The following is a 24339-nucleotide window of genomic DNA, read 5'->3' on the forward strand; positions in this document are numbered from 1 at the left end:
GTTTCGACACGAGGCTGCCGCCGAATCCTCCGCATGAGGTCACAACCTCCGCGCGGGAGTGAGACGAGCCCGCGCGGGGCGGTGCCGAGCCCATGCGGGGCGGTGCCGAGCCCATGCGGGGCCGTGCCGAGCCCATGCGGGGTGGCGCCGCACCCATGCGGAGGTTTCGACACGAGGCTGCCGCCGAATCCTCCGCATGAGGTCACAACCTCCGCGCGGGAGTGAGACGAGCCCGCGCGGGAGTGAGACGAGCCCGCGTGGAGCGGCGAGCCCGCGTGGAGCGGAGGCCTTCTCGTGGAGCGGCGAGCCCGCGTGGAGCGGAGGCATCCCGCGAGCGGGAGCGGGAGCGGCGGCGCATCCGCGAGCGGCCGGCGGCCGAGCATCCCGCACACGACGAAGCCCCGGACCCAAGGGCCCGGGGCTTCGCCTGTGCTCCGTGGTTAGTAGACGACCGTGAGCGTGTTGGTCACGGCCACGAGGGTCACCACCGCGGCGCTGATGAAGCCGCCGATGTAGGGGTTGCCCGTCGCGCGGTAGAGCTTGCGCGAGAGGACTGCCGTTGCCGCGAGGATCAGGATCACCGGGAACAGCCAGATGCTGAAGATGCCGCCGAACCCGGGGATCGGCTCTCCCGTGATGAAGAACGTCACGTACTGCGCGACCACGAGGACGATCGGCGCGAGCGCGTTGACGAGCGCCAGCACGAGCGTGTTCAGCCACTCCTTGCCCCGGAGGGTGAAGCGGTTGAAGACGTTGATCGCGATCGAGTTCGCCAGGAAGTAGACCAGGAAGAACGGCACGTACAGCAGCGCGATCCAGAGCTTGTCAGCCCCGAAGTCCTTCACCGCGATGACCCACCAACGGAAGTCGGTGTGCAGCAACCAGCTGAAGAAGAACACGATGGCGTACGCCGCCGTGACCGTGACCGCAGCGAGGCCGAGTGCCTGGAAGAACTTCCTCCAGCCGGGCAGCAGGCCGAGCGCGCGCGGCGCGAGACCGTTGCGGCGGCCGAACAGCAGGTACGACAGCCCCATGATCACGATCGCCGCGAGGCCGTTGATGAACGCCCAGAAGGCGATGAAGAACACCGCGCCCTGGGTGAAGATCGTCGGCACGACGTTGAACGCGATTCCGCCGATCCACGCCGCCTGGCTGAGCAGCACGTAGCTGAAGCCCGAGAACAGCGCCGAGACGAGCAGGCCGCCCCAGAACCACGCGAGGCCCTTGCGGGTGTTCGCGGTGGCAACGGGCTGCTCCGCCTTGAGGCCCGCGAAGGCGGGAGTCGTCAGCAGCGCACGGGCGAACGCGAGCAGGAAGATCATGAACCCGATGAGGCCGAAGGTCGTGAAGAGCTCCTTCCACTGCCAGGTCTGCGAGCCCGAGTCGATGGCGTTGGGGGCGCCGAACGCCTCCTGCCAGAACGCGACCTGGTCGGAGACCGTCTGCGCGGAGATGGTTCCCCACGGGTGGGTCTGCGCCGGCGTGTAGACCACGCGGATCGAGCCGCCGTCGTTGTAGATCGTGTTCGCGTCGCGCTTCTCGCTGATCTTCGACGGGTCGACCCCGTAGTTGAGGAACGACTGGGCGTTGTCGGTCGTGATGTAGTCACGGGGCGACGTCAGGCGCACACCCTCCGCGCTGTAGGAGCGGAAGAAGAACTCGTCGTACTGGTCGGCCACGAGGCCGGTGTCGCGGTCGCCGTACATGTTGAAGTACGCGTTGTCGTTGGCGGCGTCCGTGTAGACCGGGTCGTTGTCCACGAGGAACACCGCGGCGATGAGCGGCTTCTCCGCGGCGTTGTCGATCGCGACGGAGAAGTTCGCGGCCCGGGCGCCGTTGGAGTGGCCCGAGACACCGATCTTGCTCGTGTCGACGTACGGCAGGTCGGCGAGCAGCTTGACGCCGTCGTACATGCCCGTGCCGTTCGCGGCGAGGTCCGCGTACTTCAGGTAGTCCGAGTCACCGTGGCCGTACATGTCGATGGAGAGGACGACGTAGCCGCGACGAGCGAGCTCGACGTAGTTCGCGTCCTGCATCTCCTTGTTGTTCCACCAGCCGTGGGCGACGACGATCGCCGGCGCTTTGTTGTCTGCTGAGACGCCGTTCGGCTTGTAGAGCAGCGCGCTCAGCGACTCGCCGTTCGAGGTCTCCCAGCTCATGTCCTTCACCGTGACGGTGTATCCGGATGTCTGGACCGCCGAGGCGACGATGGACGAGACCACCATCAGTACCAGTGACAGAGCCAGCCAGAAGCTGTTCCGTCTGACCAGTTTCGGTCTTGTAGCTACTTCAGCCATTTCACTCCCTTGTGTTGATGCGTTGTTGTCGGTCATTAGATCTCCACGTCCCCGTCCACCCACCCCATGGTCTTCGTCACCGCTTTCTTCCAGTTGCGGTACAGCTGGTCGCGCTCGAGCGGGGCCATGGTCGGCGACCACCGCTTGTCCTCCGACCAGTTGTCGATGACGTCCTGCTCGCCGTTCCAGAACCCGACGGCGATCCCGGCGGCGAACGCGGCTCCGAGCGCGGTGGTCTCGGTGACCTTCGGCCGGATGACGTCGACGCCGAGCTGGTCCGCCTGGAACTGCATGAGCAGCTCGTTGGCGACCATGCCGCCGTCGACGCGCAGCTCGGCAAGGTCGACGCCCGCGTCGGCGTTCATCGCGTCCATGACCTCGCGGGTCTGGAACGCGGTCGCCTCGAGCGCGGCCCTGGCGATGTGGTTCTTGGTGACGTACCTGGTCAGTCCGAGGAGGGCGCCACGGGCATCCGGACGCCAGTAGGGCGCGAAGAGCCCCGAGAAGGCGGGGACGAAGTACGCGCCGCCGTTGTCCTCGACCTGCCGGGCGAGCTTCTCGATGTCGGGGGCGTCGGTGAACATGCCGAGGTTGTCGCGCAGCCACTGCACGAGCGAGCCCGTGACCGCGATCGAGCCCTCGAGCGCGTACACCGCGTCGGCGTCGCCGATCTTGTAGCAGACGGTGGTGAGCAGTCCGTTCTTGCTCGTGACGCGCTTGCTGCCCGTGTTGAGCAGCAGGAAGTTGCCCGTGCCGTAGGTGTTCTTCGCCATGCCCTCGGTGAAGCAGGCCTGCCCGAAGGTCGCCGCCTGCTGGTCGCCGAGGATGCCCGCGATCGGCACGCCCGGCAGCATGCCGTGCGCGCGGCCCTTGCCGTAGACCTCCGAGGAGGAGCGGATCTCGGGGAGCATCGACAGCGGGATGCCCATCTCGGCCGCGATGTCGTCGCGCCACCGGAGTGTCTCGAGGTCCATGAGCATGGTGCGGGAGGCGTTCGTGACGTCGGTGACATGGATGCCGCCGTCGGTGCCGCCGGTGAGGTTCCACAGCAGCCAGGTGTCCATCGTGCCGAAGTACAGGTCGCCGCGATCGGCGGCCTCGCGGGCCCCGTCGATGTTGTCGAGGATCCAGCGCACCTTGGGCCCCGCGAAGTAGGTCGCGAGCGGCAGGCCGACGATCTCCTTGTAGCGGTCGGCGCCCGCCGCGCCGCCGAGCTCGTCCACGAGCTTCTGGGTGCGCGTGTCCTGCCAGACGATCGCATTGGCGACCGGGATGCCCGTGCGCCGGTTCCACACGACAGTGGTCTCGCGCTGGTTGGTGATCCCGACGGCGGCGAGGTCCTCCGCGGTGAGGTTCGCGCGGGTCAGGGCGATGCCGACCGCCTCGCGCACGTTGTTCCAGATCTCGGCGGGATCGTGCTCCACCCAGCCCGCGCGCGGGAAGATCTGCTCGTGCTCGAGCTGGCCGGACGCGACGACGCGGGCGGCGTGGTCGAAGACGATGGCGCGGGAACTCGTCGTCCCCTGGTCGATCGCCAGGACGTACTCGGGCATGCTTCTAGCTGCTCTCTTCGTTGAGACTGCGGGATTGTTCAGTTGGTGTGCGCGGCGAGGTCGATCATCGGAACGACCTCCTCCGCCTTGTCGCGCTCGCGGGAGGCGCTCGCGTCGTCGTGCTGCTGCGCCGCCATCGCGTCCGCCGCCGCGCGCTTGCGGTAGAGGTCCACCTCGCGCGCGACCTGCTTCGCCGACCAGCCCAGGGTGGACTTCGCGATCTCGGCTACCTCGGGCAGGGCGTCCTGCGCCTCGTCCGGGTACTCGTAGACCATGCGCGTGCGGCGCATCATGAGGTCGTCGAGGTGCAGCGCGCCCTCGTGGGTCATCGCGTAGACGATCTCGGCGCGGAGGTAGGCGGGCGCGTGCTCGAGCGGCTTGGCGGCGGTCGGGTCGGCCTGGGCGATCTGGGCGATGTCGCGGATGTTCGCGCCGTAGCGGTGGAACAGGTGGTCGGTCATCGCCTTGTCCCAGCCGAGGCGCTCGATCACGGACGCGAGCTCGTGCTCGGCAGTGAGGAACCCGTGCGCGCCCTCGAGCGGGATCGTCGTCGTCACAGACGGGTTGTGCTTGGCCGCGGCACCGAGGGCGAAGTCGACGGCGTCCTTCGCCATCACGCGGTAGGTGGTGAACTTGCCGCCCGCGATCGCCACGAGGCCGGGGACCGGCGAGGCCACGGTGTGCTCGCGGGAGACCTTGGCCGACTGCGTGCCCTCCTTGGTCCCGGGCTGCAGCAGCGGCCGCAGGCCGGCCCAGGTGCCGATGATGTCGTCGCGCGAGATCGGCCGCGCGAGCACCTTGTTGGCCTCGGCGAGCACGTAGTCGATGTCGGTCGCGGTCGCGACCGGGTTCATGAGGTCTTCGTTCCACGGGGTGTCGGTCGTGCCGATCACCCAGTAGCGCGACCACGGGATCACGAACAGCACGCTCTTCGACGTCTGCAGGATGAGCCCGGGGGTGCCCGCGATGCGGTCGCGCGGCACGACGATGTGGATGCCCTTCGACGCGAGCACGCGCAGGCCGCCCTTGTCGTCGGCGAGCGACTGCGACTCCTCGGTCCACACGCCGGTGGAGCTGATCACGGTCTTCGCCTTGACCGTGAGCTTCTTGCCGGTCTCGAGGTCCATGAGCACGGCGCCGTCGACCGCGCCCGCCGCGTTCTTCGTGAGCTCGACGACCTGGGTGCGGGATGCCGCGTGCGCCCCGTACGAGACGGCGGTGCGCATCACCGTGAGCACCAGACGGGCGTCGTCGACGTTCGCGTCCCAGTACTCGATCGCCCCGACCGCCGCCGACTTCGCGAAGTCGGGGAAGGCCTTCGTCAGCCCGGCGCGCGACAGGTGGCGGTGGAACGGCAGGGCGCGCTTGCCGCGGCGCACGCTCGCGAGCAGGTCGTAGAGCAGGATGCCCGCGCCGACGAACGCGCGCTCGAACACCCGGGTGCGCAGGGGGTAGAGGAAGGGCAGGGGCCGCACGAGGTGCGGGGCGATCTCGGTGAGCAGCAGGTCGCGCTCCTTGAGCGCTTCGAGGACCAGCTTGAAGTCCAGCATCTGGAGGTAGCGCAGCCCGCCGTGCACGAGCTTGCTCGAGCGGCTCGACGTTCCGGAGGCCCAGTCCTGCGCCTCGACGACGGCCGTCGAGAGGCCTCGGCTCACGGCATCCAGAGCGATACCTGCCCCGGTGACGCCGCCGCCGATGATCAGCACATCGAGCTCCTCGCCCGCGGTGGCGCTGGCCGCGAGGCGCTCCAGCGCGCGCTCACGGGTCTCGGGGGTCAGTCGGCTCTCAGTCACGTGGAGAGCGTATTACTTCGCATGGATCGTTTGGCAAATTGAGCAGGCAACCTGCACATACGTGCAGAATGGTCTCCATGGACCGTGAAGAGACCCTGCTCGCCGCCTCCTCCATGTACTACCTGCAGGACCTCAAGATGGAGACGATCGCGAGCCGCCTCCACATGTCGCGGTCCAGCGTCTCCCGACTGCTCAAGCAGGCGCGCGCCACCGGGCTGGTGGAGATCACGCTGCGGCCCACCCCCACGCGAGCTCCGGGCGTCGCGCAGTACATCGCCGGGCAGTACGGCGTCGAGGTCTACGTGGTGCCGGTCGTCGACTCGGCGACCGTCGCCGAGCGGCTCGAGCAGGTCGCGATGACGACAGCGCGCATGGTCTCGGGCTGGTTCGACTCCGACATGGTGCTCGGGGTCGCATGGGGCACGACCCTCGGCGCGATCGCCCGCCACCTCAGTAAGAAGCCCACTCGCGGCAGCTCCGTGGTGCAGCTCAACGGCGCCGCCAACAACCGCACGTCCGGCGTCGAGTACGTCGGCAGCCTCATCGCGCGCTTCGCCGATGCCTTCGACGCGACAGTGCACCTCTTCCCGGTGCCCGCCTTCTTCGACTACGCGGAGACCCGCCGGGCGATGTGGCGGGAGCGCTCCATCGAGCGCGTGCTCCAGGTGCAGCGCCGGGCCGACATCGCCCTGTTCTCGATCGGGGCGGTCGCGGGCGAGGTGCCCAGCCACGTGTACTCGGCCGGGTATCTGGAGGCCGAGGACATCGAGACGCTCGACTCCGAGGGCGTCGTCGGAGACGTGTGCACGGTGTTCCTGCGCGCCGACGGCACGTATGAAGACCTCACCCTGAACGAACGTGCAACCGGACCCACCCCGGCCGAGCTGCGGCGGGTGCCCCGACGGGTGTGCGCCGTCGCGGGCGACAGCAAGGTCATCCCGCTGCTCGCCGCCCTGAGGGCCGGGGTCATCACGCACCTCGTGCTCGACGAGCAGACGGCCACCCGGCTGGTGGAGCTCGACGCGGCCGCCTAGACGCGGCCGGCTAGCCCTTCGCCCAGTCGAGGAGCTTGTCGACCGGCCACGTCGTCACGATCCGGTCGGCGGGCACGCCGTTCGCCTCGGCCCGCTCCGCACCCAGGTCGATGAGCCCGAGCTGGCCCGGGGCGTGGGCGTCGCTGTCGATGGAGAACAGGCAGCCGGCGTCGAGAGCGAGGGCGATCAGCTCGTCGGGCGGGTCCTGCCGCTCGGGGCGGGAGTTGATCTCGACAGCGACCCCGTGCTCCGCGCACGCCTCGAACACGGCGCGGGCGTCGAACACCGATTGCCCGCGAGTGCCCCGGGACCCTTCGACGAGCCGCCCGGTGCAGTGGCCGAGCACGTCGGTGTGCGGGTCTCGGATGGCGGCGAGCATCCGTGCCGTCATCTCGTCCCTGTCCATCTTGAGCTTCGAGTGCACGCTCGCGACGACCACGTCGAGTCGGTCGAGCAGCTGCGGCACCTGGTCGAGCGCTCCGTCGTCGAGGATGTCGACCTCGATGCCCGACAGCAGGCGGAAGTCTCCCCCGTCGTAGCGCGCGACCACGTCGAGCTGCTCGCGCAGCCGCTCGGGGCTCAGGCCGTTCGCGACCCGCAGGTGCGGCGAGTGGTCGGTGAGCACGAGGTAGTCGTGCCCCAGCCACTTCGCGGTGTCGGCCATAGTCTCGATCGGGGTCGTGCCGTCCGACCAGTCGCTGTGCGAGTGCAGGTCGCCGCGCAGCTTCGTGCGCAGCGCGCTGGTCGAGGCTGTCGCCTTCGCGCGCAGGTCGGCGAGCCGGCTCGGGATGCCCCCGGCCACCGCCTCGCGGACCACCTCCGCCGTCGAGCCGCCGACGCCCGCGACCCCCGTCCAGCGCCCGGCCGCGCCGCGCTCCGCGACCTCGGCGGGCGGGAGTGCCGCGATCACCGAAGCCGCGTGCCGGAACGCCTTCGTCTTGAACGGCGACGCCAGCTCGCGCTCGAGCCAGTACGCGATCTCGTTGAGCGCGGCGACAGGGTCCATGGAGCCACGCTAGCCGAGCTGGTCTCGCGGACCCCCTAGCGCGGCCAGACCGGCCTGAACTGCACGCTGATGCGCGGGCCGACGGCGTGCTTCGTCTTGAGGATGGCGTGCTCGTAGGTGCGCTGGCACGAGCCGCCCATCACGATCAGGTCGCCGTGGCCGACCGGGAACTTGAGGGTCTCGCCGCCGCCCTTCGGCCGCACCGAGAGTGAGCGCTCGGCGCCCACCGAGAGGATCGCCACCATCGTGTCGCGCTCGATCGTGCGGCCCACCCTGTCGCCGTGCCAGGCGACGCTGTCGTCCCCGGTGCGGTAGAAGCAGAGGCCCGCAGTTTCGAACACCTGTCCGGGAGGGCGCCCGTAGTGGTTGTTGAGCGCCTCCTTGGCATCGACCAGGACGGGGTCGGGGAAGGTCTCGCCCGCACCGAACCAGGAGACGAGGCGCGGCACGGCCACGACCTTGTCGTACATCTCCCGTCTATCTGCCTTCCACGGAACATCAACGGCGAGACGCTCGAACAGGGCGTCGGAGTTGGAGAGCCAGCCGGGCCGCAGGTCGATCCACGCGCCGTGCTCGAGCGGGATGCGCTGCACCATGAGCCCCAGCGGCCGCAGCTCGGGCTCGGAGAAGATGTCGTCGAGGAGTGAGGTCTGGAAGGCGATGCTCATGTTCCGATGCTAACAACATTCGAAACTATGTTCGAGAGCAATTCCTGGAATTGTGGACTCCGCTCGCCCGCCTCCGGGCGGTGCCGCTAGGGGCGCGCGCTGTCGTCCGCCATCTCGAGGTAGCCGCTCAGGCGCGCGATGAAGTCGTTGTCCGGGCGGTAGGACGCGTCGGCCGACGACTTCTCGAACTCGCGCTGCAGCTCGTCGATGGCGTCGTCGATCTCGAGCACGGCGAGCGCGTTTCGCTGCTCGTTGTCGAGCTGCACGAGAAACCCGATCGCACGGTCGATGTCGGCGGGGCCTCCGAAGGCGTAGTCAGGCATGTGATTCCTTTCGCTGGATGGGTCCAGCGTACGTGCGCAGCGCGCCATACTGGGGCGCATGAGCACTCGCGCCTTCGAACTCTCCACCCGCGTGCCTGTCGCGCCCGAGGTCGCCGTCGACTTCCTCAGCGACCTCGCCGCGCACCACGGGATGCACCCCTACCTGGTCGAGGCAACAGTCGTCGGCAGCGGTGCCGACGAGGGCGGCCCCTGGACCGACTGGCAGATCGTCGAGCGGCCGGCGCTCGGCCCCTTCCGGTACACGATCCGATTCCCGGCGCGGATGCACCGCACGTCGCCGACCGCGATGACCGGCGACGTGCTGGCCGCGCGCGGGTGCACCCTCGTCACCTCCACGCGCGCCGAGCCCGACGGGGCGGGCGCCGTCGTCACCGAGTCGACGGTCGTCACCGCACCGGCCCTCCTCGTCGGCTACATGGCCAAGCACGCGAGGCTGGCGCACGAGCGCACCTACTCGCTGCTGGCGGGCGAGCTGGCCGGGCGGGATGCTGCGGGGCGCTGAAGCGGCGGGCATCCCGTTAGCCCCACTGCTGGCGGGCGGCAGATGAGGGCGACGCCCTGGCCGCGCAGCCGGATGCGCCCGACCGCGGCCGGCACGATCGCCGTCGTGCCGCGCGGCAGCCCCAGGTAGCTCTCGCCTTCGAGGACGAGTTCGCCCTGGGCAGCCACGGCTATCGCGAACCCGCTGTCGATCGTCGCGCTGCCGTCGACGATCACCCGGTCGAGGCGGAAGTAGCTGTCGGCGTCCGCGGGGAACATCGACCCGGTGCCGGGGACCGTCCTCACCAGGCGGGCGAGCTCGTCGATACCGCGGCCGCGCAGGTTGACCGCGCCGAGCGCGACGTCGAACCCGACGCCGAGGTGGCCGTCACGGGCGCCGTGCAGCGCGAAGCCCTCCCACTCGAGGAGGATCGAGAGGTCCTCGGGTTGCTGCAGTTCGAGCAGGAAGACTCCGGCACCGATCGCGTGCAGTTCGCCCGGGGGCACCCAGACGACGTCTCCGGGCGAGACCTCGATCTCGTGGAGGAGCGCGAGCAGCGCAGCAGTGTCCTGTCTGGTCACAAGGTCGTGCAGCGCCTCCTGCGTGACATCCTGCCGCAGACCGACGTGCACAGTGCCGCCCTCGAGGATGTACCAGGCCTCGGCCTTGCCGTGCGCGCGACCGAGATGGGCCAAGGCCCAGTCGTCCGAGGGGTGGGCGTGCACGGGAAGGCGCTGCCCCGCATCCAGGAGTTTGACGAGCAGGCGGGTGTCGCTGCCGTAGCGCTCGACGTGGTCGCGGCCCAGCCAGTAGACGGGATCCGCGGAGATGGCCTCGCGCAGCAGGCGCCCGTCGGGCAGCTCGGTCAGGCCGAGGCGCGCCTCGCCCGCGATCGTCGTCGTCGACCCGATCCAGTCTTCGGGCTCGCGCTCGGCGGCCGAGGGCTCCCCGCGGAAGGCGGCAATGCGCGCACCGCCGCGGTAGAAGCGCTCAGGCGGGCGGTTCGACGGGAGGAGCAGGCTCATACCGCTGCGCCACTGCCACGGGCGGACCCCGACCATGCGGCGAAGAACCCGCCGACGAAGGTGTCCCCGAGGCCGATGGTGGTGGGGCTCTCGGGCCTGAGGTCGTAGGCCGGCACGCAAACCACACGTCCGTGGAAACGCGCTTCGATCGCCGCGGCGAACGCGACGCCCCCGGAGTGGACGGCGAGCGCCGTGGTCTCCGCGTAGTCGCGCGCGGTGTGCCCGTCGCCGACGCGGTAGCGCGTCGCGGCCATCGCGACGCCGCCGGCGAGTGCCGCCCGGTAGCGCTCGGCATCCGACCCGAACGCGAGGGCCCAGAACCGGCTGTGCACCACGAGAACGGGTGCGGGGATCAGCCTGCGGGCTTCCACGAGCGCGGTGGCGATCGCGGCCGGGTCGAGGAGGTCGAGGGGACGGCCGAGGTACTCCTGCAGCTCGTCCTCGTTGAGGCTGTACACGTCGATGCGGTCCAGCAGCCGCTCACGCACTCTCGCGCTGAACCCGGGCTCGTAGAATCCGGCGTCCTCGTAGAACACGAGCGCGCTCTCGGGGAGCTCGCCCATCGCCTGGGCGAGCTCGTCGAGCCGGCTCTCGAGCAACGACGGGTCTTGCATGGTGTTGAACCCGGAGACCAGGAACGCGTCCGCGGTGCGCAGGGTCGGGCCGAGGCGGGGGCTCAGGCGCATCTCCCGATTGGGCGGGTCATTGGCCAGGATCACCCGGTTCGCGCTACGGGCGGTGATGTCGATGTCCCCCGCGGAGACCCGCGCGCCCGCGGCGAACTGGACGATGAGGTGCGGGTCGAGTGTGTCGCCGTCCGCGCTCGAGATCCACTCGATCGACTCCGGGAGCAGCTGCCGCACGTTGTCGTCGATGCTCACGAGGTGCTGCGTGGACGGGATACCGAGGCTGTGCATCGCGATGCCGGCGCGCACGCCCGTACCGCCCAGGGTGACGCGGGTCCTGAACCGCGAGGCGAAGGCCAGCACGATGTCGGAGGAGGCGACGAAGCGCTCTCCCCCGACACCGCGCTCGAGGAAGCCGAGCACCGTCACGACGAGCGCCCGCTCGTCCACGATCGGCTCGCGCGTTGACAGCTCGTCCGACCGGATCTCGAAGTCACGGATCAAACCCTCGAACACCGTCGAATCCCATTCGATCTCGTAGTCGACCGTCCCGCCGAGGCCGAGGACCAGATGCGCTGCCACGTGCGTTTCCTTACTAGTAGAGCGAGGCCTTGCCTGCGGCGTCGAAGAGGTCGATCTTCTGCGCGGCTGTCACCTTCATAGCAGCGATGGGCTCCGGCTGGATGGAGTTCGGCTCGCGCAGCTTCACGTCGGTGCCCAGCACCTCGCGCATGCGCTGGTGGTACGAGACCTTGATGTCGCTCGAGATGTTGATCTTGTTGACGCCGAGCTTCACCGACTTGCCGATCTCCTCGTCGGGGTTCGACGACCCCCCGTGCAGGACGAGCGGGATGCCCGTCGCGGCCTTGAGCTCCTTGAGCAGGTCGAGCTTGAGCTCGGGGCTTTTCTCGGCGGGGTAGAGCCCGTGCGACGTGCCGATGGCGACGGCGAGGCTGTCGACGCCGGTCTCCTTGATGAAGCGCACGGCCTCGGCCGGGTCGGTGTAGAGGATCTCGGCGGCACCGGACTCGCCGTAGCTGTCGTTGGCGCCGATGGTTCCGAGCTCTCCCTCGACGGAGACACCCACCGCGTGGGCGGTGTCCACCACGCGGCGGGTGATCTCGACGTTCTCGTCGAACGGCAGCATGGACGCGTCGATCATCACGGAGGTGAATCCGGCCTGGATCGCGGTCAGCATCTGCTCGTACGTGCCGCCGTGGTCCCAGTGGATGACCACGGGCACGTGCGAGCGGTGGGCACGGGAGCGGATCGCCTGGATGAGGTCGGTGGTCACGTGACGCACCTCATCGGGGTGGATGGCGATGATGACGGGAGCGTCCTTCTCCTCGCTGATGTCCATGATGCCCGTGAACATGGCCCAATCGCTGATGTTGAACGCCGGTACCGCGAAGTTGTTCGCGTGGGCGACGTCCAGAAGTTCTTTTCCGGTGATGAGCACTGCAGGGTTCTCCTTATTTTGGGTGGTGATCTAGGGGCGGGCGGATGCCCGTCGTCAGCTCTTGACGGATCCGGACGTGAGCCCGCCGATGAAGTAGCGCTGGAAGAAGAGGAACAGCGCGAGCACGGGGATCGACCCCAGGATGCTCATCGCCATCATCTCGTTCCACTCGTACGAGTGCTGGCCCATGAGCAGCTGGATGCCGATCGGCACCGTGCGCATGTCGTTGGTCTTGGTGAGGGTCAGCGCGAAGAGGTACTCGTTCCACGCGATCATGAACGTGTAGATGCCCACCGAGACGATGCCCGGCACCGAGATCGGCACGAGGATGCGCCACAGCGCCGTCCACGATCCGGCGCCGTCCACACGCACCGCTTCATCCAGCTCGCGCGGGAGGGTGTTGAAGTAGCCGGTCATCATGATGATCGCGTAGGGCAGGGTGAACACCATGTACGTGAGGATGAGCCCGGCATAGGTGTTGTAGAGGCCGAGGGTGACCATCAGCCCGAAGTACGGGATCAGCAGTGTGATGGGCGGCACCGCCTGCACGCTCACGATGATCATGTTGAGCGGCTTCTTGAAGGGGAAGTCGAACCGGCTGAACGCGTAGGCGGCCATGATCGCGATGAGCAGCGTGAGGATGGTCACGACCCCCGAGACCACGTAGCTGTTGATGAAGAACCTGACCTTCTCGGGGTCGGCGAAGATCGTGGCATAGGCCTGGAATGAGAAGGCCTCGGTGATCAGGCGCGGCGGGAACTCGAAGATCTCGGTGTTCGACTTGAACGAGCTGGAGAGCATCCAGAGCACGGGAAGTCCGGCGAAGCCCGCGCCGAAGACGAGGCCGACGGCGACGCCGACTCGGGCGACGATGAGTTGGGTTCTCTTGGTCACGGTCAGTCCCTCGCTCGCTGGTGGCGTACGTAGAAGAAGGCGAGCACCATCGACAGCAGCAGGACCAGGACTGCGCTCGTGGAGGCGAGCGCGAACTCGTACTTCGCGAAGGCGAGCTTGTAGGTGTAGGTGCTGAGCATCTCGGTGGAGTCGATCGGCCCGCCGCCCGTCGTTCCCCAGATGAGGGCGAACTGCTGTGAGGTCCAGATGAAGTCGAGGAGCATCATCGCGATGATGATGGGCCGCAGCTGCGGCAGGGTGACGTTCCAGAAGCGCTGAACGGCGCTCGCCCCATCCACCTTCGCGGCCTCGTAGAGGTCACCGGGGATGCCCTGAAGGCCTGCCAGCATGCTGATCATGAAGAACGGGTATCCCGACCAGATATTGATGAAGGTCACGGCGATGAGCGCGAGCTTCGGGTCGGAGAGCCACTCGACCTGGCCCGCGGTCAGGTTGAAGGTGTCGAGCAGGTAGTTGACGACGCCGTTGGGGGCCAGCAGCATGCGCCAGAGCACGGCGACGATCGCGGCGGTGAAGAGCCACGGCAGGATGAAGATGCCGCGGAAGATCGCCGAGACCCACTTGCCCAGCAGCCGCGAGTTGAGCAGCAGGGCGAAGAACAGGCCCAGGACCAGGTGGGCGGCGACGCTCACGATGACGAAGAACAGGGTGTTGCGGATGGCCGTGACGAACGCGGGATCGGTGATGATCTCGATGTAGTTGGCGAACCCCAGGAACTCGGGGTGCTTGTTCAGGATCACGTTGTCCATGAACGAGTAGCTGATGACGATCACGATCGGCACGAGCATGAGGCCGATCATGAGCAGCGCCGTCGGGGCGATGAACGCGTAGGGCTCGGCTCGGCGCGAGAGGGGGATCCGCTTCCGGCGGACTTCGGTGTGTGCGACGGCCACGCGTCACCTCCAGGGGTTGTGGTGGGCCGCACCGCGCGATGTGGTGGTGCGCGGTGCGGCCCCGATCGGGACTAGAACTCCTTGGACCAGGAGTCCTGGACCGTCTTGAGCATGTCCTTCACGTTCCCGTTGCCCGAGAGCACCTTCTGGAACTCGGTGTCGAACTGGCGCATGAGGTCTTCGGCCACCGGCAGGCCGGTGAACTCGTTGGCGGGGTAGCCGCTCTTGTAGATCTCGAACGCCTTCTCGAACAGCTCCTTGCCGTCGCCGAACTCGGGGGTCGACTTCGTGTTGCCGGGGAAGGCGTTCGCGATCGTCGAGAGCTTGGAGTTGACGTCGGTGCTCATGAGGTACTGCACGAGCTTGAGCGCCTCGGCCTTGTGCGGGCTGCTGTCGGAGACTCCGATGCCCCACGATGCGTACGGGATGCCGCGCGCCTCGGTGTAGCCGTCCTCTGCAGGAACCGCGGAGATGTCGAAGTGCAGGTCGGGGTTGTTCTCCTGGATCAGGTTGATGTGCGACAGCGAGTCGATCATCATGCCGACGCGGCCGTTGGTGAACTCCTCGACCTTGTCCTGCTCCTTCATCGTGAACGATCCGGGGGCGATCACACCGTCGTCCCACAGGGACTTGACGTACTCGACCGCGCTCTCGGTGTCACTGTTGGTCAGGTCGGGCTTGCCGTCCTTGGTGAGCATCGAGCCGCCCGACGCCCAGTTCCACGACATCACGTCGTTCTGGATGCCGTTCGGCGCCTCCAGAGACAGCGGCAGTACCCAGCCGCTGGCGGTGCCGAGGTTGGTGATGGCCTTGGCAGCGTCGGTGAACTCGGTGCGCGTGGTCGGCACCGCGTCCACGCCGGCCTGGGCGAGAAGATCGGTGTTCGTGAACATCGGGTAGACGAAGTTGACGACGGGGATCATGTAGGTCGCGCCGCCGATCTGGATCTGGCTGGCCAGATCGCTGTCGTCCATGCCCTGTTCCTTCATGAGGGCGGTGAGGTCGGTGATGGCGCCCTGCTTGGCGAAGTCGCTCACCCAGGCGCCGTCGAGGCCGACGACGTCGGACATGGTGCCCGAGGCCGCGCCGGCGAAGAGCTGCTCCTTGGTCGACGAGTACGGACCGCTCAGGAGCTTGACGGTGATCCCGGGGTTCTCCTTCTCGAAGTCGTCGATGATCCCCTGGAGCGCACCGTCGGGCAGCTCCGGCTCCCACCACTGCGCGAACTCGAGCGTGACGTCGCCGCCGCTCTCCTCGCTCGATCCGGCGCTGCAGCTTGCGAGCGCCCCCAGCATGACCGTGGCCGACAGGCCCGCGGCGACTTTCAGGGCGGTACGACGCCCGTGAGCTCCATTGCTCATGTCTCTGTCTCTCCTCTTGTGGTGGTGTTTGCTGTTTTTCGCTGTTTCATGCTGTCCCATGCAGCTTAGAGCGATAGTAGGCCCGGAAACCTTGCTCGTCAATGCAAAGAACCCGCGAATTCAGGAAAGCGTTCGCATCCCACTGCAGATTGATGCTTTTCTGTGCGGTAAACGACGCCGAGCCAGCCCGATAAGTCGCACTCGACTGCGCCAATGTGCTACAGATGCCGTTATGGATGATTCATCACCTGACACCTCACCGCGGCGTCTTCCGGCAGGCCGGAGGGCCGACCTGGCGGCCTTCGTCGCCGAGGCCGGCCAAGTGACCGTCGGTATGCTCGCCGAGCGCTTCGACGTGTCGATCGACACCGTCCGCCGCGACCTCGACGAACTCGACCGTCTCGGTGCGATCATCCGCACTCACGGCGGCGCGGTCAGTGTTCAAGACCAGCCGCGCAACGATCGCGATCTCGATGTGCGGCTGCGAATGCAGACCGCGGAGAAGGAGACCATCGCGGCTCTCGCCGCCAAGCTGATTCCGGATGGCTCGGTGGTCATGATCAACGCGGGAACCACCGCCCTAGCGCTGGCCCGCGCCCTCCACGACCACCGCGAACTCACCATCGCGACGAACAACCTGCGCATTCCGACGATCCTCTCGCCGAAGTGCTTCCGGGATCTCTACGTCTTCGGCGGCCCCGTCCGCACGGTGACGCAGGCCACTACCGGCCCGGTCTCCTTCAAAATGGCCACGGGCGGAGACGAGGTGGAGATTCGGTGCGACATCGCCCTTATCGCGGTCGGCGCGGTGTCCGACTCCGGCTATTCCACGAGCAACCTGGCCGATGCGTCGATGATGAACGAGATGATGCAGCGCGCCTCGCGCACGGCGATCCTCGCCGACTCCAGCAAGATCGGCAGGCGCCTCTTCGCCCAGGTCGCGCCCCTCGCGGCAGCCGACTATCTCGTCACTGACGCCCCGCTGCCCGCGGAGCTCGACAGCGCAATGCAGGCAGCGGGCGTGCAGGTGATCGTCCCCACCGCGGCAGAGACGCGCGCTCCGCGTTCGTCTGACTGACGTTCGCGCGGGGTCCTCGGCGGACGGGGCCCTGCCCACTCTTCAACGAACTACGCCGCTCTTCGAGCGGGGATCAAGACACGAACAAGTGCTCAATCTAGATTCCGGGACCCTGATGTTGCCGCGGATCTGAGCGAGGATTTGTCCTGTATACCTGAACCGTGACCAACACAGAACCAGACGCCCCTCGCGATCCCTCCGTGCATCTCGCGTGGGCGCTCCCTCTGGCGCTCGTAGTCTCACTGCCGGTTTTGTTCGTCGGCAACTTCCTGTATTGCGGGATAGGAGGGTGTGGGGGCCCCTTTACCTACGACTACGAGGACCGCAACTACATATGGATATTCTGCGTCATGGTTGGCCTCATCTTTGCTGGCGTGCTGACGCTGGCGCCCTGGACCAGCCCTCTCCGTAGGCGGCTCGTGATCTCGGTCGCCGTCGGTGTAGGCGCTGGCCTCGCCGCTGGTGTGTACTTTCTCGTGCTCCCGTAGCCTGAGTCACCCGTGTCGATGACGAGCCGCCCCGCCCGTTCCATCGCTACGCAGAAAGCCCCGCAGTCTCTCGACTGCGGGGCTTCTGCTCGGGCTGTCGTCCGACATTGAATGACACGCTTACGGTGGACCTGAGACGAGAGTGTTCGAACTTGTCGACTCGGTTGACTGCGCTCCTCGACCGACCACGGATCTGATCAGCTATTTTCCGAAGGAGTGACAGCGCGGTCGAAGTGTTCTCACTATCTCCTCAGGTCCAATGCTCACGATGGACATCATGCGATGCGACGAACCGCGACGGCCCGCTATTTGCTCCAGCTCCCAATCGCACGGTCTAGGGTTCTAACTCATATGCCGGGCCAAACTTCGCCGTTATCGTCGAGTCGGCACGGCTCCTGAGCGAGTTCGGCTATCTAGCGAGCTAGCGCCCGAAGCAAGTCGAGGTCCTTGGCCGCTTGCTCGAGGATCATCACTGCCGCGTCGAGGCAATAGCTCTGCTGGTCAACGACCAGGCACCGTTCGCCGGCCCGTATAGGGCGCGCGTTGCTACCCGACTTGTGGCCATGACAGACACGCTCTCGAACCGCCGTCTCGACCTTGATTTGATTGAGCAACCGCGCGGCTTGGGCATGTCGATCCTTCCGAGTTCCGACCGAGAGTATCCCCGCATGGGCGAGTTTGCTCGATGGATGTCGTAAGTAGTCCACTAGACTCACACTGACTTACCAGTCGTTATAACAGGAAGCGCATCATGACGGACGACTTCAAGAATCTTGGGAACGATCTAGCCCAAGTTGTCAGGCTTGCCAACGAGCAAAAGGATGAAGACCTCAGGCTACTCCTCGCCCGGTTGGTGCGCAGGTATCGCACGAAACAGCCCGGCCTTGCCGCAGCGCTCAGCGAGGTGCTCGACGGTATGCCGGCACCGATTACTCGTTACGCGCAGCCGCCCGAACGACGAGATGCCACCGAAGTCGCCTTGCCCAGCCCTTCGGCACTGTCAGTTCTCAAGGTCGTTACTGGCAATGTCGCCGCACCTGTGCTAACGCTCCGCGTGTTCGAGCAGATCGACACGCTCCTGAAGGAGTGGCGAGAGGCGGCTCGCCTCCGGAGCGCCGGTCTCGAACCGCTGGCTTCGGCCATCTTCACTGGACCTCCCGGTGTCGGAAAGACGCACACCGCTCAGTGGATCGCGCTGCAGCTGGCGCTCCCGATGTTCTCGCTCGACCTGACTGCAGTGATGAGCAGTCGGCTAGGGCAGTCAGGTGCGAACCTGCGGGCGGCCCTCGACTTCGCCAAGCGGCAGCCGTCCGTGCTCTTCCTCGATGAGATCGACTCCATCGCCAAGAAGCGGGCAGATGAGTCGGACGTCGGCGAATTGAAGCGCCTGGTCACGATCATGCTGCAGGAGCTGGACGATTGGCCCAGCACGAGCCTGCTCCTCGCTGCGACCAACCATCCCGAACTCGTCGACCCTGCGCTGTGGCGTCGGTTCGATCTCGAAGTGGCATTCCCGATGCCATCGGACGCCGAGGTCACCGTCTCGATCGAGCGCTTCCTTGGAAGGGACCTTGACCGTTTCCGGAGCTTTTTGCCGGCATTCGGCCGATTCTTCGTCGGTCGTTCTTTCAGCGACATCCAGCGCGAACTGCTCTCGCTCCGAAAAGGTGTGGCGCTCAACTCGGGAACCACGGAAGAACTCGTTGAGCGCTTGATCTCGAACGGACTCGACGGCATCGGGCGCAACGACCGGATCGAACTCGCAGTGGAGCTTCTCCAAGACGGCGGACTCTCGCAGCACCAGGTTTCACGCCTCACCGCCGTGAGCCGCGACACGCTCCGCAAACGCACCAAGAAGGAGGACTGAAATGGCGACCCGAAACTACCTCATCGGCCGCGGTGAGTTGCTGGCCGACCCAGTGGGACCCCCTCCCATGAAGCCCACAAAGGCGCATCCCTACACGCTCGAAGAGGCTCGCGAGCGCCTGGCACCCCAGCTGGCGTCCGCGGTCGGGACCTTCATCTCGGATAAGGCGCTCGCCCCCGACGATGTGCAGGTGATCCGTCTGACGCTTCACCCCAGCTACACGGCGAAGTCGTACTTCCCTAGCCGTTTGCTGCAGTTCGCTGGGTTGGAGCCGGTCGGCAGCACCGACCGGCTGATCGAGCCGGAGAACCACGTCGCGAAGGACTGGGAAGGGAAGGTATTCGGTACCTCCGAGCTGTTCGTCGCCGGCACCTCGGACTCGTTCACGAAGCTGTCCGACCTGCTTTCGTCGGACGGGGCGTTGGACCTGGCCTATGAGGAGCTACGGGAGATTGAGGAGATCCGACCCTTCCGCGGAGCAGACAAGGTGCGCGCGGGCGACGCCAGGTCCTCCAAGGACGCCTTCGAACTCGTCGTGCATTTGCCGTCTAGTCGGCTCGCGCCGAGCAACCAGTCGCAGTTTCTTGCGACCGCTGAGGCGCTCGGCGTTGAAGTCCGCGCTGAGCTCGGATTCGAGGTGCGCGGCCTGTGGTTCCTGCCTGCCGCCGGCCCACAGGACGCAATCGACGCGCTGTCGGAGTACAGCATGCTACGCGTGGCGAGGCCGATGCCGAAGCTCTCGGTGTCCCCGATCACCCGTGCTTTGGTCTCCGCGACCAGCCCCGTCAGATTGCCCGCCAGCGGCTCCGTGATTGACCCGAACGCCAAGGTCGCCATCCTGGACGGCGGTCTGCCCACGAACCATTCGCTGGAGCCCTGGGTAGAGTCTTATCGAGAGATGGACCCGACTGCAGCCAACTCCCCCGGTTACGAGCAGCACGGACTGGCTGTGGCGTCTGCCTTTCTGTTCGGACCGCTCACGCCCGAAGCGGCCGCACCCACGCCGCCCGCGAAGATCTCTGTCTTCCGGGTGATCGACAGCTCGACGGCCAGCGAGGACCCCTACGAGCTTTACAAGACCCTGGGCCATGTAGAGGAGATCCTTCTCTCCCAGACATTCGACTTCGTCAACCTGAGCCTCGGCCCGCTGCTGCCCATCGAAGACGATGAGGTGCACGCCTGGACGTCGCTGATCGACGATCTCCTTAGCGACGGTGGCGTGCTCCTGACGGTCGCGGCGGGCAACAATGGCGACAAGGACCGCGACTCCGGCAATGCTCGTGTGCAGGTGCCGGGAGACGCCGTCAACGTCCTTACCGTCGGTGCATTCCACCGCACTAAGGAGGCGGCGCTGGTCCGGGCGCCGTACTCGGCCATCGGGCCGGGACGCAGCCCAGGAAGAGTCAAGCCGGATCTGCTGGCGTTCGGCGGCAGCACCGATACCTACTTCCACGTGGTCTCCGAGGGAGGCGACCCGGAGCTCGTGCCCGCAAACGGGACCAGCTTGGCTGCTCCTTTTGCGCTCCGGCACGGTGTGGGCATCCGGGCGCTCCTCGGCGCCGAGCTCACCCCGCTCGCCATCCGCGGGTTGCTTCTGCATGCCGCCGATCCGCTCGCCCTCGATCAGCGCGAGGTTGGGTGGGGGCTGCTGCCGATGGACTCCGAGGCGGTGGTCTCGTCTGGTGACGGGGTTGCCCGCGTTGTGTACCAGGGCGAGGTCCGTCCCGGTAAGTACCTCCGCGCCAAAGTGCCCGTGCCGGCCGGTGGCTTCAACGGGCTAGTGACCCTGTCTGCAACGTTCTGCTTCGCCAGCGCCATTGATGCACAGTCGCCCGACGCTTACACCCGCGCGGGGCTCGACATCACCTTCCGACCGGACATCAAGAAGTTCAAGCCGGCGGCGAAGACGCCAACGTCACGACCGTTCTTCTCCGCCCGTCCATATGCCGACGAGAAGGCTCAGCGCAGCGAGCAGGGCAAGTGGGAGACGGTTCTACGCGCTGAGGACCGCATGGAGGCAACCACACTCAAAGAGCCGGCCTTCGATATCCACTACGTCGCAAGAGACGCCGGCGCACAGAGCCGTGAGACCGACCCGATGCGCTACGCGCTCATCATCACACTGAGCGCGCCCAAGATGCCTTCACTCCACGACGAGATCCTCGCGGCGTATCCCGGCATCCTGGTCCCCATCGAGCCTCGCATCGATATCGACGTCGACGCCTCTTGACATTCATCGAGTATTTGTCATTATGAATATAGATGATCGAGCGCTTTACTGTTTCCAACACCCCTGAGCTTCACCCAGCGAAGTCTGAGGCAAGCTCGCTAGAATCAAGTCACCCTCTACATGAGAAGACTGAAGTGACCCCTTCCAAGACGATCCGCGCCAACGAAACCGGCGATCTGGATGACATCGCGCCCGAAGATCTCGAGCGGGCGCTTCCGGATTGGGCGGTAAAAGTCAACAAGGACGAAGAGCTCCTGGTCACGCGTTCCTTGATGCTTGTTCTGGCGCACTCCAAGACGCCCTAGGGCTTAGCGATCTCCCGCCCCTGAGCGATCAGGATGGTGAGGATTTCCGAGATCGCCGTTACAGGCAGGGCCTCAAACGTCGAGGCGAGTTTCGCATCCTCCAGTCCGGCGAGAGTGATGACCCCGGCGGGAATGGAACCGATATAGGGGTTTCCGCCGATATTCACTGCTTCGTTGAGGAAAATGGGCACCGACAGGAAGCTGGCCCACCGGGTCGAGTCCGTCGGCATCCCGATGTCTTCGAGTCGGGCAACGAGCGGCTTGCCTGCGAGAAGCGCGCGCACTGACGCGTTGTTGGAGCCCGGCCGGATCGGCTCGCGGCGGCGCACGTCGTCGTCGAGCATGGGGCCGGCCGAGCTCGAATATAGGTAGAGCGTGCGATCAGTCGACCGTGGATTGACGCGAAGCCAAACTTCGAGGCGGAGATACTTGCGCGCCAGCTTTCCGCCCGCGTACGACACGATCTGATCGAGCGTCGCGTTGAGCTTCGCATACGCATCCGTCGAATTGACCCCGCTGGTCCGACGAGATGCCGCCCACTTCTGAAGGCGCTCTGAGTAACGAACGCCCGCCGCCGCGTCACGATAAGCCGGGCCACCGCTGGCGCGCATGCGAAGGGCGAGCTGCAGTTCCTCCAAGAACTGCGCGGACTGAAAGTAGGCCATCGGGAACAACAGGGAGATGCCGAGATGCTTGCCGCGATTGCGATAGGCGCTCTCGATGTCGCTCTGGGTGAGGTTATAGTCGGGGCTGCCGGGGACCTCGACGGTGACAGCTCCATCCTTGATCTTCGGAAGATCCGCGTAAATCGCCATCCGCGAAGCGCTGGAACCGCGAGTCTGGATGAGTGCTTGCACGAGCGGTTTGTCGGTAAGCGAAGCGCCCAGGATGAGCACCCCGGCGTTGTCTCGCCCGAAGTACTCCTGGAGGTACTTGCTGGCGCCCTCCCGCGTCTCCGCGTAGGTGCGCTCGTCGAGCACGATCGTGCCGTCGGCAGTCGCGCCGGGCTTGGGCACTCGCCCGTGAAGGTAGATGATCTCGATCGATGCCGAAGAGCCAATCCCACGGAACGCGACGTGACGCGTCAGCTTGAACGTCGGCTTGCCCGTCGGCGTAGTGCCGGTGATCATGACCTTGCGAATCAACTCAGGAAAGACCACCGGCGTCACGGCGGTCGCTGCAAACCGCTGCACGGCGTCCCGGAAAGCCTCAAACCGTCGCTCGATGTAGATGTCGTAGTTGGTGGTGAGGATCGTCACCTTCTTGCCGAGCGATGCCGCGACCAAGGCGAGCTGGACGGTGTTGCGAAGGACGTACCCTTCGCTCCACGTATTCCGGTAGAGCAGATCCTGCAGGAGCGGGAAGAGGAGATCGTTCGCACTGACCGCTCGATGGCCGGTGTGATACTCGTCGATGAGCGATGCGAACTGGTCAAGCTCCCCCAGGTTGTCCAGGAGGTATTCGATCGAGGCGTTGTCGATTTCGTGTCCGGCGCCGAGGCGGTCGGCGGCGGCCTTCGAGATGTCGCGAATGAGGCGACGCCAAGGGCGTCCGGTACGGTCAATCGAGACACCCGCACCGCAGTAGAGGACGAGCTCATCGCAGTCGGACAAGCGCTCGATAGCATCGAGCGTTTCGGTGTCGTTCAGAAACACTCAGGACTCCACGGGAACAACCCTCGCCGACCCAGTTGTCGAGAGAACCACATGTTATCGCGCTGAGGCCCTCCGAGGCTCGCGGCAGCGGGCTAGTGCGAGATGAGTTTCGAAAGCTGCCGTTCGGCAGCGGCTCGAGCGGCGCGCCAGGTGCGGCGCATTTCGTCATCTGCATCGAAGACCTCGATCCACGATTCCGTCGTCACCGACGTCGCAACGAACAGGTAGCCAGCCTGCTCGGTCAGGATTTCCGCCTGGGGCGCGAGCCGCACGGCGGCGCGGTCGAAGTACATACCGAGCGCGGAGGTGACCGCATGCGCGGCGCCCGAGAGCTGCGAGTAAATCTCCGGGCTCGCATCGGTTCCGGGCTCAAGGCCTGCGGAGAGCATGGTCTGCACCATGTCTTGGATGAGCGGCCTTTCGAGCTTCAGCCCGAGCTCCTGCGCGATGGTCTCATGGACCACGGGCAGCTCGCTGTTGTCGAGAATCGCGCCGGTGAAGTCCTGGAAACGGGAGTGCCTCTGCGGGAACCGCATGCCAGCGCGGGTCACCGCGAGATGGCGCGATACGAACTGCTCCGGATCTTCGGCACGCAGGAGATAGAAGGCGCTGGCGAAACCTTCGATGGCACCCCGTGCGACGGTCGAGGGCGCGATCGCCGAAGAGCCATCGTCGAGGAGGCGAGTCCAGGCCAGGGCGTGGTCAACGCCGGACAGCGTCGCGAGCATGGCACTCATCAGTGCCTCACGAACGATTGGATGGCCACCGTAGGAAGGGACGTTGAAGCGGCTGCGAAGCAGCGCAGTCCCTTCGCTCGCTTCGGGCCAGGAGGCCGCACCGACGGTTCGGCGCGCGATGTCGGCGGCCGCCTCGGCGACCCCTCGCACGCTCCCGGTATGCGCGGACCAATTCATGGCACCGAGTCAAGCATGGAGGATACCCGTTGCACATTCACAGCGGATCCCATCCGACCAGTAAGTTGTCATGCGTGAGGCGTGACCGCCCAAAGACCGTCCCCTCGCTCGAAGACAATGCTCTTGGCCATAGCGCTTCCTTGCTCGTGGACCGCCCACGCCCCGACGTCGTTGCAATGCACAACCCGATCGCCACACGGCAACCGCCTGAGCCGCTGATGATTTCACAGCGTCACGTGGCCGAAACCAGATTGGCGCTTTCACCGTCGGCGGCCAAGGAGAACTCAGTCTTGTTTGGCGTTGCCGATGCCGCCATCGTTCACCGGTGGCGGTGGCGGTGGCACATA

Annotated in this window: 21 protein-coding genes; 7 read left to right on the plus strand and 14 right to left on the minus strand. The window is 66.3% G+C overall.

Annotation, left to right across the window (positions count from 1 at the left end):
• Positions 1 to 440 precede the first annotated feature (440 nt).
• Genes AC1RTC_RS12375 through AC1RTC_RS12385 form a run of 3 tightly spaced genes read right to left on the minus strand, consistent with a single transcriptional unit; the run spans position 441 to position 5643 of the window.
• Positions 441 to 2297: an alpha/beta hydrolase gene (locus AC1RTC_RS12375; protein ID WP_493156086.1), complete on the minus strand. Its 1857-nt coding sequence runs from the start codon at positions 2295 to 2297 to the stop codon at positions 441 to 443.
• A gap of 35 nt (positions 2298 to 2332) precedes the next feature.
• Positions 2333 to 3850, minus strand: coding sequence for a glycerol kinase GlpK (gene glpK, locus AC1RTC_RS12380; protein ID WP_493156087.1), 1518 nt, complete (start codon positions 3848 to 3850; stop codon positions 2333 to 2335).
• Positions 3851 to 3888: 38 nt separating this feature from the next.
• Positions 3889 to 5643, minus strand: coding sequence for a glycerol-3-phosphate dehydrogenase/oxidase (locus AC1RTC_RS12385; protein WP_493156089.1), 1755 nt, complete (start codon positions 5641 to 5643; stop codon positions 3889 to 3891).
• Between the two features lie 77 nt (positions 5644 to 5720).
• On the opposite strand from AC1RTC_RS12385, the gene AC1RTC_RS12390 reads away from it, so the two are divergent.
• Positions 5721 to 6677, plus strand: coding sequence for a sugar-binding transcriptional regulator (locus tag AC1RTC_RS12390; RefSeq protein WP_493156090.1), 957 nt, complete (start codon positions 5721 to 5723; stop codon positions 6675 to 6677).
• Positions 6678 to 6687: 10 nt separating this feature from the next.
• Here the strand turns inward: AC1RTC_RS12390 and AC1RTC_RS12395 are convergent, their stop codons facing one another.
• The 3 genes from AC1RTC_RS12395 to AC1RTC_RS12405 all read right to left on the minus strand — a co-directional run bounded on the left by AC1RTC_RS12395 (position 6688) and on the right by AC1RTC_RS12405 (position 8674).
• Positions 6688 to 7683, minus strand: coding sequence for a PHP domain-containing protein (locus tag AC1RTC_RS12395; RefSeq protein WP_493156092.1), 996 nt, complete (start codon positions 7681 to 7683; stop codon positions 6688 to 6690).
• A 35-nt stretch (positions 7684 to 7718) separates the two neighbouring features.
• Positions 7719 to 8351, minus strand: coding sequence for an alpha-ketoglutarate-dependent dioxygenase AlkB (locus AC1RTC_RS12400; protein ID WP_493156093.1), 633 nt, complete (start codon positions 8349 to 8351; stop codon positions 7719 to 7721).
• An 86-nt stretch (positions 8352 to 8437) separates the two neighbouring features.
• The gene (locus AC1RTC_RS12405; protein WP_493156095.1) at positions 8438 to 8674 is read right to left on the minus strand and encodes a hypothetical protein; all 237 of its coding nucleotides are present in this window, start codon (positions 8672 to 8674) and stop codon (positions 8438 to 8440) included.
• Between the two features lie 58 nt (positions 8675 to 8732).
• Between AC1RTC_RS12405 and AC1RTC_RS12410 the strand changes: the two genes are divergently transcribed.
• Positions 8733 to 9197, plus strand: a complete 465-nt coding sequence (locus tag AC1RTC_RS12410) for a hypothetical protein (protein WP_493156097.1) — start codon at positions 8733 to 8735, stop codon at positions 9195 to 9197.
• Here AC1RTC_RS12410 and AC1RTC_RS12415 read toward each other — a convergent pair.
• The 6 genes from AC1RTC_RS12415 to AC1RTC_RS12440 all read right to left on the minus strand — a co-directional run bounded on the left by AC1RTC_RS12415 (position 9146) and on the right by AC1RTC_RS12440 (position 15455).
• Entirely contained in the window at positions 9146 to 10201 is a 1056-nt protein-coding gene (locus AC1RTC_RS12415) for a class I mannose-6-phosphate isomerase (RefSeq protein ID WP_493156099.1), read from the minus strand. The genes AC1RTC_RS12410 and AC1RTC_RS12415 overlap by 52 nt on opposite strands.
• Positions 10198 to 11409 (minus strand): ADP-dependent glucokinase/phosphofructokinase, encoded by a 1212-nt coding sequence (locus AC1RTC_RS12420; protein ID WP_493156101.1) that lies wholly within the window; start codon positions 11407 to 11409, stop codon positions 10198 to 10200. Before AC1RTC_RS12420 ends, AC1RTC_RS12415 begins: the two co-directional genes overlap by 4 nt.
• 13 nt (positions 11410 to 11422) lie before the next feature.
• A complete protein-coding gene (locus AC1RTC_RS12425) occupies positions 11423 to 12286 on the minus strand; it encodes a ketose-bisphosphate aldolase (protein ID WP_493156103.1) in 864 nt (287 codons plus the stop codon).
• A gap of 54 nt (positions 12287 to 12340) precedes the next feature.
• The gene (locus tag AC1RTC_RS12430) at positions 12341 to 13180 is read right to left on the minus strand and encodes a carbohydrate ABC transporter permease (protein WP_493156105.1); all 840 of its coding nucleotides are present in this window, start codon (positions 13178 to 13180) and stop codon (positions 12341 to 12343) included.
• A 2-nt stretch (positions 13181 to 13182) separates the two neighbouring features.
• Positions 13183 to 14094 (minus strand): carbohydrate ABC transporter permease, encoded by a 912-nt coding sequence (locus AC1RTC_RS12435; RefSeq protein ID WP_493156107.1) that lies wholly within the window; start codon positions 14092 to 14094, stop codon positions 13183 to 13185.
• A gap of 71 nt (positions 14095 to 14165) precedes the next feature.
• Positions 14166 to 15455, minus strand: coding sequence for an ABC transporter substrate-binding protein (locus AC1RTC_RS12440; protein WP_493156109.1), 1290 nt, complete (start codon positions 15453 to 15455; stop codon positions 14166 to 14168).
• 232 nt (positions 15456 to 15687) lie between these two features.
• Between AC1RTC_RS12440 and AC1RTC_RS12445 the strand changes: the two genes are divergently transcribed.
• The 5 genes from AC1RTC_RS12445 to AC1RTC_RS12465 all read left to right on the plus strand — a co-directional run bounded on the left by AC1RTC_RS12445 (position 15688) and on the right by AC1RTC_RS12465 (position 21423).
• A complete protein-coding gene (locus tag AC1RTC_RS12445) occupies positions 15688 to 16533 on the plus strand; it encodes a DeoR/GlpR family DNA-binding transcription regulator (protein ID WP_493156111.1) in 846 nt (281 codons plus the stop codon).
• A gap of 161 nt (positions 16534 to 16694) precedes the next feature.
• Positions 16695 to 17021: a hypothetical protein gene (locus AC1RTC_RS12450; protein ID WP_493156113.1), complete on the plus strand. Its 327-nt coding sequence runs from the start codon at positions 16695 to 16697 to the stop codon at positions 17019 to 17021.
• Between the two features lie 751 nt (positions 17022 to 17772).
• Positions 17773 to 18888, plus strand: a complete 1116-nt coding sequence (locus AC1RTC_RS12455; protein WP_493156115.1) for an AAA family ATPase — start codon at positions 17773 to 17775, stop codon at positions 18886 to 18888.
• Between the two features lies 1 nt (position 18889).
• Positions 18890 to 21118 (plus strand): S8 family peptidase, encoded by a 2229-nt coding sequence (locus AC1RTC_RS12460; protein WP_493156117.1) that lies wholly within the window; start codon positions 18890 to 18892, stop codon positions 21116 to 21118.
• 134 nt (positions 21119 to 21252) lie between these two features.
• Entirely contained in the window at positions 21253 to 21423 is a 171-nt protein-coding gene (locus AC1RTC_RS12465) for a hypothetical protein (protein WP_493156119.1), read from the plus strand.
• Here AC1RTC_RS12465 and AC1RTC_RS12470 read toward each other — a convergent pair.
• Entirely contained in the window at positions 21420 to 23078 is a 1659-nt protein-coding gene (locus AC1RTC_RS12470) for an SIR2 family protein (RefSeq protein WP_493156121.1), read from the minus strand. The genes AC1RTC_RS12465 and AC1RTC_RS12470 overlap by 4 nt on opposite strands.
• Positions 23079 to 23170: 92 nt before the next feature.
• On the minus strand, positions 23171 to 23992 hold the full coding sequence (locus tag AC1RTC_RS12475) for a hypothetical protein (RefSeq protein ID WP_493156123.1): 822 nt from the start codon (positions 23990 to 23992) through the stop codon (positions 23171 to 23173).
• Positions 23993 to 24339: the final 347 nt, after the last annotated feature.

The organism is Rhodoglobus sp. GW821-FHT12B09 (assembly GCF_058809925.1).

Excerpts from the sequence above, each read along its gene's own strand:
- AC1RTC_RS12375 (WP_493156086.1), bottom strand. The coding sequence starts at position 2,297 with ATGGCTGAAGTAGCTACAAGACCGAAACTGGTCAGACGGAACAGCTTC.
- glpK (WP_493156087.1), bottom strand. The coding sequence starts at position 3,850 with ATGCCCGAGTACGTCCTGGCGATCGACCAGGGGACGACGAGTTCCCGC.
- AC1RTC_RS12390 (WP_493156090.1), top strand. The coding sequence starts at position 5,721 with ATGGACCGTGAAGAGACCCTGCTCGCCGCCTCCTCCATGTACTACCTG.
- AC1RTC_RS12395 (WP_493156092.1), bottom strand. The coding sequence starts at position 7,683 with ATGGACCCTGTCGCCGCGCTCAACGAGATCGCGTACTGGCTCGAGCGC.
- AC1RTC_RS12400 (WP_493156093.1), bottom strand. The coding sequence starts at position 8,351 with ATGAGCATCGCCTTCCAGACCTCACTCCTCGACGACATCTTCTCCGAG.
- AC1RTC_RS12405 (WP_493156095.1), bottom strand. The coding sequence starts at position 8,674 with ATGCCTGACTACGCCTTCGGAGGCCCCGCCGACATCGACCGTGCGATC.
- AC1RTC_RS12410 (WP_493156097.1), top strand. The coding sequence starts at position 8,733 with ATGAGCACTCGCGCCTTCGAACTCTCCACCCGCGTGCCTGTCGCGCCC.
- AC1RTC_RS12415 (WP_493156099.1), bottom strand. The coding sequence starts at position 10,201 with ATGAGCCTGCTCCTCCCGTCGAACCGCCCGCCTGAGCGCTTCTACCGC.
- AC1RTC_RS12440 (WP_493156109.1), bottom strand. The coding sequence starts at position 15,455 with ATGAGCAATGGAGCTCACGGGCGTCGTACCGCCCTGAAAGTCGCCGCG.
- AC1RTC_RS12445 (WP_493156111.1), top strand. The coding sequence starts at position 15,688 with ATGGATGATTCATCACCTGACACCTCACCGCGGCGTCTTCCGGCAGGC.
- AC1RTC_RS12455 (WP_493156115.1), top strand. The coding sequence starts at position 17,773 with ATGACGGACGACTTCAAGAATCTTGGGAACGATCTAGCCCAAGTTGTC.
- AC1RTC_RS12460 (WP_493156117.1), top strand. The coding sequence starts at position 18,890 with ATGGCGACCCGAAACTACCTCATCGGCCGCGGTGAGTTGCTGGCCGAC.
- AC1RTC_RS12475 (WP_493156123.1), bottom strand. The coding sequence starts at position 23,992 with ATGAATTGGTCCGCGCATACCGGGAGCGTGCGAGGGGTCGCCGAGGCG.